12 protein-coding genes are annotated in these 13061 nt (G+C 64.9%); 3 read left to right on the top strand and 9 right to left on the bottom strand.

Features of this window, described 5'->3' with window-relative positions; translation table 11 throughout:
- Positions 1 to 6: 6 nt before the first annotated feature.
- The 7 genes from prsR to ACTG4K_RS16730 form a co-directional block, all read right to left on the bottom strand.
- Positions 7 to 1371, bottom strand: a complete 1365-nt coding sequence (prsR, locus tag ACTG4K_RS16760; RefSeq protein ID WP_439115353.1) for a PEP-CTERM-box response regulator transcription factor — start codon at positions 1369 to 1371, stop codon at positions 7 to 9.
- Positions 1368 to 3476 (bottom strand): XrtA/PEP-CTERM system histidine kinase PrsK, encoded by a 2109-nt coding sequence (gene prsK, locus ACTG4K_RS16755; RefSeq protein WP_439115352.1) that lies wholly within the window; start codon positions 3474 to 3476, stop codon positions 1368 to 1370. The genes prsR and prsK overlap by 4 nt, the downstream gene beginning before the upstream one ends.
- Positions 3477 to 3509: 33 nt before the next feature.
- On the bottom strand, positions 3510 to 4904 hold the full coding sequence (locus tag ACTG4K_RS16750; protein WP_439115351.1) for a TIGR03013 family XrtA/PEP-CTERM system glycosyltransferase: 1395 nt from the start codon (positions 4902 to 4904) through the stop codon (positions 3510 to 3512).
- A gap of 113 nt (positions 4905 to 5017) precedes the next feature.
- Entirely contained in the window at positions 5018 to 5176 is a 159-nt protein-coding gene (locus ACTG4K_RS16745) for a hypothetical protein (protein ID WP_439115350.1), read from the bottom strand.
- 677 nt (positions 5177 to 5853) lie between these two features.
- Positions 5854 to 6045 (bottom strand): hypothetical protein, encoded by a 192-nt coding sequence (locus ACTG4K_RS16740; RefSeq protein WP_439115349.1) that lies wholly within the window; start codon positions 6043 to 6045, stop codon positions 5854 to 5856.
- A gap of 2 nt (positions 6046 to 6047) precedes the next feature.
- A complete protein-coding gene (locus tag ACTG4K_RS16735; protein WP_439115348.1) occupies positions 6048 to 7253 on the bottom strand; it encodes a pyridoxal-dependent decarboxylase, exosortase A system-associated in 1206 nt (401 codons plus the stop codon).
- Positions 7240 to 8889 (bottom strand): acyl-CoA ligase (AMP-forming), exosortase A system-associated, encoded by a 1650-nt coding sequence (locus ACTG4K_RS16730; protein WP_439115347.1) that lies wholly within the window; start codon positions 8887 to 8889, stop codon positions 7240 to 7242. The genes ACTG4K_RS16735 and ACTG4K_RS16730 overlap by 14 nt, the downstream gene beginning before the upstream one ends.
- A 110-nt stretch (positions 8890 to 8999) precedes the next feature.
- Here ACTG4K_RS16730 and ACTG4K_RS16725 point away from each other — a divergent pair, with 110 nt between their 5' ends.
- The 3 genes from ACTG4K_RS16725 to ACTG4K_RS16715 are packed head-to-tail and all read left to right on the top strand — an operon-like array spanning position 9000 to position 11073.
- On the top strand, positions 9000 to 9260 hold the full coding sequence (locus ACTG4K_RS16725) for an acyl carrier protein (RefSeq protein ID WP_439115346.1): 261 nt from the start codon (positions 9000 to 9002) through the stop codon (positions 9258 to 9260).
- On the top strand, positions 9257 to 10129 hold the full coding sequence (locus tag ACTG4K_RS16720; protein ID WP_439115345.1) for a hydrolase 2, exosortase A system-associated: 873 nt from the start codon (positions 9257 to 9259) through the stop codon (positions 10127 to 10129). Before ACTG4K_RS16725 ends, ACTG4K_RS16720 begins: the two co-directional genes overlap by 4 nt.
- Positions 10126 to 11073, top strand: a complete 948-nt coding sequence (locus tag ACTG4K_RS16715; protein ID WP_439115344.1) for a hydrolase 1, exosortase A system-associated — start codon at positions 10126 to 10128, stop codon at positions 11071 to 11073. Before ACTG4K_RS16720 ends, ACTG4K_RS16715 begins: the two co-directional genes overlap by 4 nt.
- On the opposite strand, the gene ACTG4K_RS16710 is transcribed toward ACTG4K_RS16715, so the two are convergent.
- On the bottom strand, positions 11074 to 11778 hold the full coding sequence (locus ACTG4K_RS16710) for a PEP-CTERM sorting domain-containing protein (RefSeq protein WP_439115343.1): 705 nt from the start codon (positions 11776 to 11778) through the stop codon (positions 11074 to 11076).
- A 210-nt stretch (positions 11779 to 11988) separates the two neighbouring features.
- Positions 11989 to 13023, bottom strand: coding sequence for a GNAT family N-acetyltransferase (locus ACTG4K_RS16705; protein ID WP_439115342.1), 1035 nt, complete (start codon positions 13021 to 13023; stop codon positions 11989 to 11991).
- Positions 13024 to 13061: the final 38 nt, after the last annotated feature.

Genomic DNA, 13061 nt, shown 5'->3' with positions numbered 1-13061 from the left:
AACCGCTTATTTCAACCCGAGGCGGTGCATGAGGTCGTACAACGTGGGCCGGCTCACGCCCAGCAGCTCGGCCGCCTTGAGCACATTGCCATTGGCGCGCGCCAAGGCGGCAATCACGGCCTTCTGTTCGGCCTCGTCGCGCACGGTGCGCAGGTCAAAAGAGGGCTCTGCGGCTTCACCGACCACAGTGGGCAAACCCAGGTCTTCGGCCTTGACCTGGCTGCCATCGGCCATGATGGTGGCACGTTTGAGGCAGTTCTCCAACTCGCGGATGTTGCCCGGCCAGGTGTGGGCCTCAATGGCACGCAAGGCGTCTTCCGAGAGCGAGAGGTTGCGGCGGTTTTGCTCCTGTGCAAACCGTTTGGTGAAAGCGTGCGCGAGCAAAGCCGCGTCGCCCACCCGCGCCCGCAGGGGCGGAATGTTCACCACAATCTCGGCCAGACGGTAAAACAAATCTTCTCGAAAGCGGCCCTGACCGGTGAGCTGCTTCAGGTCTTGGTGGGTCGCACACACAATGCGCACATCGACCGGAATCTCCTGGCGCCCCCCCAACCGCTCAATCACACGTTCCTGCAAAAACCGCAGCAGCTTGGCCTGCAGCGGCATGGGCAGGTCGCCAATCTCGTCCAGCATCAGTGTGCCCCCGTGGGCGGTTTCTATTTTGCCCATCGTGGTTTTAGCAGCACCTGTGAAGGCGCCTTTTTCATAGCCAAAAAGCTCGCTTTCCAGCAAATTTTCGGGAATGGCTGCGCAGTTGATGGCCACGAAGCGCCCGGCCTTGCGGTTGGACGACTGGTGCAACCCGCGCGCCAGCACCTCTTTGCCCGTACCGCTCTCGCCCAGCAGCATCACGGTGGCGCCGGTGTTGGCCACTTTCTCAATGGTTCGGCACACGCGCAACACCTCGGGGTCGCGGGTGATCAGGCCGGCCAGCGTGTCTGGCTGGCGCATGGCCTGCAGACGCTGGTTTTCGGTCTGCAACGCATGCAGGCGAAAGGCGCGTTCCACGGTCAGGTTGAGCATTTCGGGCTCAAAGGGCTTGGCCAAAAAATCGTAAGCGCCCATGGCCACCGCGCGCAAGGCGTTGGCTTGGCCGTTTTGTCCGGTCAGCACGATCACCTTGGTGTCGGGCGCGGCAGCCAGCATTTGCTCCAGCAGCTTGAAACCTTCGGCCGTGCCATCGGCGTCGGGCGGCAGCCCCAAGTCCATGGTGACCACCGCTGGCGCGTGGCGCCGCAGCTGGGTCAACGCGCTCTCGCGGTCGGCGGCGCAGACCGACTCAAACGGGTCTAGCGACCACTTGATCTGCTTTTGCAACGCCAGATCGTCTTCCACGATCATCAGTTGCAGGCTATTTTTTTCAGTACTCATGCCTCACCCAGTGTTTGCAGGTCGGACGCCTGAAACGTTTCGATCAGCGGCAACAGCAGCGTGACCACGGTGCCCGCTCCCTCCTGGCTGCTGACCGTCACCGTCCCGCCCAGTTCCTGCACATATTGAAAACTTTCATACGCCCCAATGCCCATGCCGGCTTCTTTGGTGGTTTGAAAGGGTTTGAACAAACGCTCTTGCACAAATTGCTCTGACATCCCCATCCCCTGGTCGCCAACTTCCACCCGCGCATGGCGACCAAAGCGTTCAACCTTCAACCACACGCGCTGCTCACCATCGGTCGCATCCAGAGCGTTGTTCACCAAGTGCCCCACCACACGCTCCAGGCGCTCCTGGTGGCCGCGCGTGGCCACGCGGGGCTCCAGTTCCAGCTCCAGCCTGCGCCCGCGGCGGGTGGCCAACGTGGCGAGCCCCTGGGCCAGGCGGCCCAGATCAACCCCCACCGCCGTACCACCGGGGGCGGCGCCCTCTCGCAGCTGCAGCATCAGCTGGCGCATGCGGTCGAGCGAGTTTTCCACCGTCATCAGCATGTCGGCCTGGAACTCGGGGTTGTGGCCCAGCCGCTTGGCGTTTTTCATCATCAGCGACAGCTGGGTCACGATGTTTTTCAAGTCGTGGACCACAAAGGCCGACATGCGGCTGAAGGCCTCAAACTTCTTGGCCTCCAACAGCGCTTCGGTGGCCTGCATCTGGGCCAGAAAGCTGGCGGCCTGGCGCCCGGCTGTCTTGAGCAGATCGTTCACCTCCCAGTTCACATCCGTGCGCGTGCGCGGGCTGCCCAGCATCACAAAACCCAGCAAGTCTTGTCCTAACCACAGCGGCACCAACAACCAGGCCTGCGGCTGCGCGGCGAGCCAGCCAGGCAAAGCCAGGTTGTCGTAACGCTCGGGTTTGCTGCGGTATTCGGCCAGGTTCACCACCCAGCCGGTGCGGTGCATGAACGCCATCAGGGCCGAGTCCATCGGCTCCGCGTCGTCCACCTGCGGCAGGTTCCAGCGGGCCACATGTCGAAACAGGCTGTCGCCTGGCCGGTGCAACCACAAAGCCCCCGACGGGCTCTCCAGCATGTCCGCCAGGCCCCGAATCACCTGCAGGCCCATGTCTTGCGGACCCGACTGGTTGGACAGCGTCTGTGTGAACTTGAGCCACTCTTCGCGGTAGTCGTAGCGGTAGCGAAAAAAGTGTTTGCCCAGCAACACCCGCACTCGGGCCCGGAACGAGCGCGACAAGCCCAGCGCAAACAGCAGCACCAGCGCCAGGAACACCAACGCCAGCTGCAGCGCCCGGCCCCAGTCGCTGCCAAAGTAGCGCACGTAATAGCCCACGCCCGCAATGAACAGCAAGTAGCCCCCCACCAGCAGCAACGTGGCCGAATGAAACACCACCTGGTGCGACACCCGGATCTTGGCGATCCAGTTGCGGTGGCGCGTGGTGGACATCAGCACCAGCGGCATCAATGCGGCGTGCACCAGCCCGCGGATGTCCAGCGCATCGGGGTCCATGCCATGGAACAGCACCGCCTGCGAAAACAGGTACAGGTCGTAAATGAACGTGCCGGCCAGCCCCAGGCAAATGGGCTTGGCGCTCCACAAAGCGTCTTCAGGCAGGTTGCGAAACAGTTGTTCGACCAGCACCAGCCCAAACACCGCCATCAACGTCATGGACAGAAACACCGCAGACAGGCCCGACTCGGTTGAGCCGGCCCACAGGGCGGTAAACCCCAGAATCAGCAGCCCCAACACGGGCAGCGCCAAGGCCAGCGGTTCGATCCACTGGGCAGAAGCCGCTGTGTGGCCGCGCCCCTGCCCGCTGCGAAGAAGAAACGCCAGAAGGGCAAACCAGGCGGCATAGCGCGCCACATCGAGCACGGCCGACCACCACCCGCCAGCAGCCGTGTCAGCCGCCACCAGACCGACCACAGCCCAAACCGATGTGAGCACCGAAGCCAGCAGCACGGCGAGCCCGGTGCGGTTGACCGGCGCCCGGAAATAACCCCGCGTGGCCAGAAACAGCGAGAGCCCACCATAGGCCAACGCCGCAAGGCCAAAGCCCCACAGGGTCAGGGGAGACACCATATCGTTCATGCGGTCCGTCCTGGCCACTCTGGTGCCCGCGCGTTACTGCGCACCTTTGCCCGTCAACACCACGCCCACCGTCTCAAACAGGATCACCAGATCCAGAAACAGCGAGTGGTTCTTGACGTAGTAAAGGTCGTATTGCAGCTTCTCAATGGTGTCCTCGCGCGAGGCGCCATATTGGTAGTTGACCTGCGCCCAGCCGGTCACCCCGGGCTTGACGCTGTGGCGCACGGCATAAAACGGAATGTCCTGCGTCAGCTGGTCGACAAAATAAGGGCGTTCGGGTCGTGGCCCAACCAGGCTCATGCTGCCCACCAACACCCCAAACAGCTGCGGCAATTCATCGATGCGCACCTTGCGGATCAACCTGCCCACCCGGGTCACGCGGCTGTCCGCCGCAGCGGCCCAGCGCGGCACACCGTCTTTTTCGGCGTCGGTGCGCATGCTGCGAAATTTCACCACGTCAAACGGCTGGCCATTGAGCCCCACGCGCTGCTGCCGGTAGAGCACCGGGCCAGGGCTCTCCAGCTTCACCGCCAGCGCGGCCACGAGCATCAGGGGCAGCGTCAGCACGATCAACACCGATGCCCCCACGATGTCAAACAACCGCTTGACGGTGGTGCGTACAAAACCCTGGTTAAAACCCTCGCCAAAGATCAGCCACCCAGCTGAAATGGAATCCAGGCGGATTTGCCCGAGGTTTTGTTCAAAGTACGTGGCGATGTCTGAAACGCGGACCCCTTGCAACTTGCAGTCCAGCAGTTCACGCATGGGCATGCTGCCCCCGCGGCGCTCGGACAGTGCCACCACAATTTCGTCCACATCCAGCCGCCGCACCATGTCGTTGAGCCGCTCACCCGAGGGCAGCGTGGCCCAGGAAGACACCTTGTGCTCGGTCTCATTGGGGCTGGCAAAGTAGCCAAGCAACTTGACGTTTGAACTGGCCAACGCCAGCGACTGGCCCACCGTCTTGGCCCGGTCACCGGTGCCATACACCAGGACCTTGCGCCGCGCCAGGCCCGAAGGCAGCATTTCGCCCACCAGCACACGGTGCGTGAGCATGAAGCCCGTGGTGCCCAGCACCACCAGCGTGACCCAGCGCATGTCGTAAGAAGCCTCCAGCGGGAGCAGCCACAGCACACCCACCGCAATGCCGCCCGACAACACAAACGACAACACCGCGCGCGCGCGCATCTGGCCGGTGGTTTTGCTGCGGCTGCGCTCATAAAAGCCCAGCGCCGAGTTCACTGCCAGCATGCCCAGGGCCATCAAGATGCCGCGACTGAGTCCCTCGGTCACCACCGGCTGGTTGATCACCGAAGGGGGCGCCTGCACCCACAGCGCCGCGAGGAGCCCCACCACCACCAGCCCCATGTCCAGCAACACCTGGAGCACAGTTCGACGGTGAAAGTAGTGGTTGAAAATTTTGATCAAACGAACGTCCCTGTCAAATTTTTCGACAAATACCGCTCTTCAAACTTGGCTCTTACCAGAATAACCGCCAAAAAAACTTATTACCACCCGTTAAGAACACTCAAGTGGTCAAATTACCCACGTTTCAGATTATTTTTAAACACAAAAAGCAACAGTATCAGCGCCACAAGCGGCACGTCTATGACACTGACGACCGCGCCCAGTGCCAGCATGCCCAGCAGCGAACCCGCCAGCACCCAGGCCAAGGCGTCACCGGCTTTCAAGCCCTTCATAGGCTTCGCAGCGCCCCAACCAGCAGCAGCGCCATGGCCAGCAAGCCCAACACGCCGCGCTCGACCAGCACCTCCAGGTAAACGTTGTCCATATGCCAGGGCAAAAAATGCCCTTGCGCAGCGGGCAGCCCGTGCTGCCAGCGCTCAGAAAAATCGGTGTTGCGCAGCACCTGCCTGCCCCTGGGGTCCACCATCTCCACCGCATACAACCGCGCCTGCTGGCCCGCCCGCGTAGCCGAAACGGCCAACCCGCCGCTGGACCGGCGCCAACCGGTGCGCAGGTTTGCAAACGCCTGATCGCTCAGCCGGCCTTCCACCCAAAAACCTCGACTCGCGCTGCCATGCCATGTCAACACCCGATGCTGGCAAGCGCCGCTGTAAAGCAAGTGCCTTTCACAAATACGCACCGCCAGCCGTCCAGCCCCTGGCGCCTGCAACAACACCCTGACACGGTAGCGCCCCCCACCCTCCAGTGCCGTGCGTTGCGTCAATGCAAAGTGACGTGCCAGCGCTTCCCGGCCCAACGGGCCTGACAACACCACACGGCCCTGCCCTGCGCGTTTTTGGCCCAGACCGCCTGACCTGGGTAAGCACCGTCTGGCGCTGCGCGGCTGTAGTGCGAGGGCAACCGCCCCAAGCCGAGCCCCACTGCCCAGTCGGCTGGCGTTTTCAGCAGGTCAAGACCAGCACTGCCGGTGCGTGAGACGGCCCACCAAGTCGGTGTTGGCGCGGGCCACGCGCTCGGCCATGAAGGTGCCACCAACCAAAACCAGTGCAGTTTGCACGCCCAGCGCCGTCAGCGGATGCTGCGAGGCCAGCAGCCACAGACCGGTGCGCGCCACGACGCGGTTCACCGCGGCGGTGCACACGGTCACACCAGCACTTCAGCGCAAGGCGGGTGGCCCAAAAAGCCCTGCGGGCTGGCGCTGGGTCCGTAAGCGCCCGACTGAAACACCACCACCAGATCGCCCGGCTCGGCGCGGGCCAGCGCTGTGCGTTCGCCCAACACATCCAACGGCGTACACAGCGGCCCCACCACCGAAGCGGATTCGGTGTCGGCAGCGCCCATGCGGTTGCCAATCGCCAGCGGGTAGTTGCGCCGTATCACCTGGCCAAAATTGCCCGAAGCGGCCAGGTGGTGGTGCATGCCGCCGTCCGTCACCAGAAACACCTGGCCGCGCGACAGCTTGCGGTCGAGCACGCGGGCCACATACACACCCGCCTCGCCCACCAGGTAGCGCCCCAGTTCCAGCACGGCGCGCGCCTGCGGCATCGCGCGGCCCATGCGGGCCTGGATGTCGGCCAGCGCGTCGGTCACCGGGGCCAGGTCCAGCGGCTGCTCGCCCGGGAAATACGGAATGCCCCAGCCACCGCCCAGGTTGATCTGCTGCACCGGTGCGGGCGCGTCGGCGCCCAGGCGCAGCAGCAGCTCGTAGCTTTGCCGCAGACCCTGCGCCATCAGCTCGCCTTTGAGATTTTGTGAACCCGGATACAGGTGAAAGCCCTCAAATTGCAGCCCAGCTGCGCCAATGGCTTTCAGCAGCGCGGGCACCTGCTCGGCGTCCACGCCAAAGGGTTTGGCGCCGCCGCCCATGCGCATGCCGGCGCCGCGCAGTTCAAAGTCGGGGTTCACGCGCACGGCCACGCGGGCCGGCACACCCAACGCGCCAGAAGCATCGGCCAGCAGCGCCACCTCGCGTGGCGATTCCAGGTTGAGCAACACCCCCGCAGCCACCGCCTGGCGCAGCTCGGCGTCGCGCTTGCCCGGGCCGGCAAAGCTGATGTGCTGCGGATCGGCGCCAGCGTCCAGCGCCACCGCCATTTCGCCTGCTGAGGCCACATCCAGCCCGTCCACCAGCGGGCGCATGAAACCCACCAGCGCCGGCATGGGGTTGGCCTTCATCGCGTAGTGCAAGCCCATGCCCTGCGGCAATGCGGCACGCACCGCCGCCACCCGCGCCGCGAGCAAGGCCCGGTCGTAAGCGTAAAAAGGGGTCTGCCCCACGCGCTCGGCCAGCCGACGCAAGGGCACGCCGCCCACCAGCAGCTCGCCGGCTGCGGTTTCAAAGAAGGTCATGTTCTGCTTTCCAGCGTTGTCGGTCGAGTTTGCCGTTGGGGTTGCGCGGCAGCGGCTGGGTGGCCCAGTGCACCGCAGCCGGCACCATGTAGCCCGGCAGGTGGGTGCGGCAATGGGCCAGCAAGGCGGCGGTGTCGGCTGCGTCGTCGCCACACGCCAGGGCAGACCGCACCGCCGCCACATGCACAGCCTGGCCCAGCGCCTCGTGGGCCACGCCCACCGCCAGCACCTCTTGCACCAGCCCGCTGCCGTACACGCCTTCTTCCACCTCGGTTGGGCTCACCCGGTAGCCCGAGGTCTTGATCATTTCGTCGCGCCGGCCCACGAAATACAAGAAGCCATCGGCGTCGCGCTTCACCGTATCACCGGAAAACACCGCCAGCTCGGCGCGGGCCAAGCCCTCGCGTCCGACCACCAGGTGACCCGGCAGCGGTCGAAAGCGTTGTGCGGTGTCTTCGGGCCGGTTCCAGTAACCCAGCGCCACCAGCGGGCCGCGGTGCACCAGCTCCCCGGGTTCGTCTGCGTCGCACTCGGTGCCGTCTTCGCGCAACACCAGCAGCTCCACATTGGGAATGGCCCGCCCCATGGAGTCGGGCCGCCGCTCAAGCTCGTCGGGTGGCAAATAGCTGGAACGAAACGCCTCGGTCAGGCCGTACATCAGAAAAGGCAGCGCCCCCGGCGCCCGCTCACGCAACCTGTCCAGCGTGGCGCGCGGCATCCGCCCGCCGGTGTTGGCCCAGTAGCGCAGGTGCTGGGTGGCCTCGGGCGGCCAGTCCAGCGCGGCCAGCTGCATGTACAGCGGTGGCACGGCGGTGAGCCCCGTCACCCGCTCGCGCGCCATGGCCTGCAACACGTCGCGCGGCAGCAAGTAGTTCAACAGCACCACCCGCGCGCCGACCAGAAACGCCGTGGTCAGCTGGCTAAAACCCGCGTCAAACGACAACGGTAGCGCCGCCAACAAGGTGTCGTTGGCGGTGTTGTTCAAATACCCCGCCACGCTGGTGGCGCCCGCCACCAGGTTGCGGTGCGACAGCACCACGCCTTTGGGCCGCCCCGTGCTCCCCGACGTGTAAAAAATGGCCGCCACATCGGTTTCAAGCGCCGCAGGCAAGGCCACGGGCAGCGCAGCGTTCCAGGCCTGCCAGGTGTGCAAGCGCAGCCCGGCTGGCGACGGGTGCTCGTTCAGTGTGGCTTCGTCGCCATCGCACAGCACCACATGGCGCAGCGCCGGGCAATCGGCCAACGCTGGCCGCAACGCGGCCAACCGGGCCGCAGACGTCACGAGCACTTCGGCGCCCGCGTCTTGCAGTATGTGCACCACCTGTGCTGCCTTTAGCAGCGGGTTCAGCGGCACCAGCACGCCGCCCGCCGCCGGCGCGGCAAAGCTGGCCACCACGGTTTCCACCCGTTTTTCAAGAAACACCGCCACCCGCGCGCCACGCGGCAGCCGCGCCGCCAGCAAGCCCCCAGCACAACGCACCACCTGGGCCTGCAAGTCGGCATACACCACCGCCTGTGAGCCTGCGGTGAGCGCCACACGGGCAGGCCAGCAGGCCGCCGAGCGCGCCGGCAGCTCGTGCAACAAAACGGGCGGTATGGCTTCCCTGAAATGGGGTGCGTGGCGCATGCGGATCATGTTAAGCCATCGGCGTTGCGCACACCGTGCGCACATCCCCCGCAACCCCCACTGCAAAAGCAACAGATTCTCTAGAATCAGCCCATTTACCGCGAGGTCCACGGCAGCCCATGAACGTCACCGAACAAGTGCTCCGCGTGCTTGATGAAGCCCTCAGCCTGCAGGGCCGCGCACAAGCCTTTCGCCGCGAAACACCCTTGCTTGGCGCACTGCCCGAGCTCGACTCCATGGCTGTGCTGGCCCTCATCACCGGTCTTGAAAATCACTTTGGCGTCGCCTTCAGCGACGACGACATGAATGGCACCGTGTTTGCCACCGTGGGCAGCGTGAGTGACCTGGTGCAGCAAGCCTTGAACGACCAAGGCGCATGACCCCACCCGAGCGCCCCGCACTGCCCCAGGCGTTTTTTATGCCAGACGGCGCGGGCGGTCAGCGCTTTTGCCTGTTTCACCCGCCGCAGGGCGCTGCCTGCCGCGGCCGCGTGCTGTATCTGCACCCCTTTGCCGAAGAGCTCAACACCACCCGCCGCGTGGTGGCGCAGCAGGCGCGCACCATGGCCCAAGCCGGCTATGCCGTGCTGCAAGTTGATCTGCTGGGCTGCGGCGACAGCTCGGGCGACTTTGCCAACGCCACCTGGCAAGCCTGGCAAGCCGACGCGCTGCGCGCGCACAACTGGCTGCAGCACCACGCCAGCGGCCCGCTGTGGATGTGGGGCCTGCGCGCGGGCGCCTTGCTGGCGGTGCATCTGGTGACCCAACTGAACACCCCAAACCAAGGCCCGGCCGCAGGGCCAGCCCACCTGCTGCTGTGGCAGCCCGTGCACAGCGGCCAGCTGATGCTGCAGCAGTTTTTGCGGCTGCATGCCGCAGCGCAATGGCTGGGCAACAGCAGTGCCCACGCGCCGTCGCCCGCCAAGGCACTCGCCCAAGGGCAACCGGTGGACATGGCCGGCTACACGCTCACCCCCGCACTGGCCCAAGGCATGGGCCGGGCGAGCCTGCAACCGCCGCCCGGCGCGCAGCCTGGCCAGATGGTGTGGCTGGACGTGTCTCCCCTCGCGGCACCGACCACCAGCCCGGCCTCGGAAAACGCCCTGCATGCCTGGCGCAGCGCCGGCTGGCAGGTGCAGGCCCACACCGTGGCCGGTCCAGCGTTTTGGCAAACCGTGGGCACCTACGACGCGCCCGCGCTGATACAAGCCACGCTGGCGGCCCTGCGCATGCCCCAGCCCACCCCATGAACACCGAAGAGCGTGCGGTTTGCATACCAGGCCCAGCGGGTGACATGCTGGGCATCGTCAGCCTGCCGACCCCGGGCACACCCGTGCAACGCACCGCCGTGGTGGTGGTGGTGGGCGGCGCGCAGTACCGCGTGGGCAGCCACCGGCAGTTTGTGTTGCTCGCGCGCTTTCTGGCGGCGGCCGGTTACCCGGTGCTGCGGTTCGACCTTCCCGGCATGGGCGACAGCCCCGGCGCTTTCACCGGATTTGAAGAAACCACACCCCACCTAGGCGCCGCCATAGACGCCCTTCAAACCGCGTGCCCCAACGCCGATAACGTGGTGCTGTGGGGCCTGTGCGACGGTGCTTCGGCCAGCCTGCTGTATGTGCAGGCCACCGCAGACCCCCGCGTGGCGGGCCTTGCCTTGCTCAACCCCTGGGTGCGCTCAGAAGCCGGCCTGGCCAAGGCGCACGTCAAGCACTACTACCGCCAGCGGCTGCAGGAGGTGGCGTTTTGGCACAAACTGCTGCGAGGTGGCGTGGGCTGGTCAGCGCTGCGCAGCTTGTTTGCACACCTGGCGCGCATGCGCGGCTCGCAGGGTACGCCGCAAGCCTTTCAGCACCGCATGGCCGAAGGCTGGCACCGCTTTGCCGGCCCGGTGTTGCTGCTGCTGAGCGAACGCGACCTGACCGCGCAAGAGTTCAGCGAGTACGCCGATGCGGAATCGGCCTGGACCGGGTGGCGCCAAAAGGCCGCGCTCACGCCGCAATGCCTGGCGGGTGCAGACCACACCTGCTCGACGGCCAGCGCCCGGGAGGCCGTGGAGCAAAGCACCTTGCAGTGGCTTCACCAAGCAGACGTGCACCGACCGACCGGGACTGCAACCTCGGGGTGGCAGGCACATGGAGCGCCCAACAAGAAAGGCGACTCGCGTCGCCTTTCTGAACCAACCGGGCGCGCTTGATCAGGACCTGCGGCGGCGCACAGCGCCCAGGCCCAGCAAGGCCACACCCAGCAACGCAACGGTGCCTGGCTCGGGAACGGCTTGGACCAAGCTGATCGAGGCATCGCGCCCTTTGAACACGCCGTTGTTCATTTGCAGTTCGATGGCGCCAACGTCCGAAAAATCAACGCCAATGAACTCGGAGAAATTGAAGGTGTATTCAAACACCGCGTCAACAGCGGTTTTGGTCACAGCAAACAGGTTGCCTGCGGTACCAGACCAGACGCGCATGATCAGGTCAATGGGCGCACCGTTGGCGTCTGCAAACACCATGAAACCAGAGCCCATGGACATCAGGTCCATGCCACCCAGGCCGTAGACATCGACACTGCCACCCGTGGCAACGCCGTCCCACCGAACCAAGCCATAACCGGCCACACCGGCATCGGCGTTGTACGACAGCTCACCACCGCTTACCTGAATGTTCACATCCTTGGAGCCAGTGGCACCGCCGAGGGCGTCAACGAAAATATCGCGATAGCCGCCCAGGATGCTGGTTTCAGCCATGGAGCCAGCCTGAGCCGCCCAAACGCCACCGACCGCATTGTTTTGGTCCACAACCTGGGTCTGAGCGACACTGAAATTGTCGATCACGGTGGTGGCCATGGCGCTGGCAGCGGCCAAGGACAATGCTGCTGCAACGGCCAACGTCGAAAACTTGTTCATTTCAAATCCCTTGTTAGTGCAAGACAGCACATCTTGGAAGCCAAACTGTGTCTGCGTGCAGCAACTAAGCACTTAGTGTGCCAACGAAATATTTGACTGTCTTTTCAAACACTTACAAGCTTTTTTGCAAACAGCCCAGCAAACCGTGCGGCGCTGTGTCAAGTTTTTCGACAGTTTTTTCAATGCCCGCCAGCAGCCCAGCCCACGCGTTCAATGCCGAACCAAAGCACCAGTGGCTCGGCGCACCCACCGCCCTGCGGTATGACGCAAGGCACCGAACCAACCTGCGAGCGCTCGCTGGTCAAACCCCACCACCCCCACCCGCTCCCTGCGCAGGGCCATCCAGTCGGCTTTGTAGGCGTCGTCGCCGCTCAGGTAGTCCACCTCTTGCACGCGGTCCACGTCCATGGTGTGTTGCATGAGCGCCGCAGTGAGCACCGAGCCGGCCGACAGCTTTTCATGGCCTTTCACGTAGGCCAGCTTGTAAATGTTGGCCTTGCCGCCGTGAACCAGCCACACCTGAGCGGCCACGGGCTGGTCGTTGAGCCACAACACACCCAGGCGCAGCCAACCCTGGCTGGCTGCGGTGTGCATGAGCCCGGGCATGAACGCTGGGCAGCGCTCGGCGCCTTTCCAGCTTTGGTTGTAAACCGCTTCATAAGCGGCCATGGCTTCTTGAAGACTTGTTTGCGACAACGGCGACTGGGCCGCAACGCCGGTGACGATGTCAACGCGCCAGCGGCCCGCCTGGGCCAAGCGCCGGCGGCCGCGCTCGACGCTGTGGCGCAAGGCTGAGGGCCGTTCGGCCCAGTAAGCTGCAAAGCCGCCCGGCGGCACCGGCTGGTACCAGTTGCCGAAACAGAAATAGCGCTGGGTCCAATAGCCGGCCTGGCGCAGGCTGCTTTCCAGCGCGGGCAGCCAGGCGCTGGCGCTGTCCAGCGGCTGCAAGCGCAGCTGTGCACCGCCGGGCAAAGCCCGCATGGCCCGCCCGGCTGCCTGCCACTGTGCTGGCGCCACCTGCTCTGCGCCACCGGGCACCGCAGGCACCGGCCCATACAAACAACTGTAGTAATTGGACAAAGAAGCCAAAGGCGCGCCCGGCTTGGACTGCATCAGGTGCAAGTGGGCCAGCGCCTGGCCGTTGGCCGAGAACAGCACCAGCTTGAAGGCCTGCGGCGGCTGTTCAAAGCCGTGCGCCAGCAGGTTGCCAAACCAGGCATCTGACTCAAACAGATCAGCAGGCATGCAACACCCCAACCGCCACCATGCAGCCGCTGAGCCGC

Origin of the sequence: Hydrogenophaga sp. (assembly GCF_965657535.1) — a bacterium.
Lineage (GTDB): Bacteria > Pseudomonadota > Gammaproteobacteria > Burkholderiales > Burkholderiaceae_C > Hydrogenophaga.
Note: the sequence above shows the minus strand (reverse complement) of the source record. Positions and strands in the feature narration are given on the sequence as shown.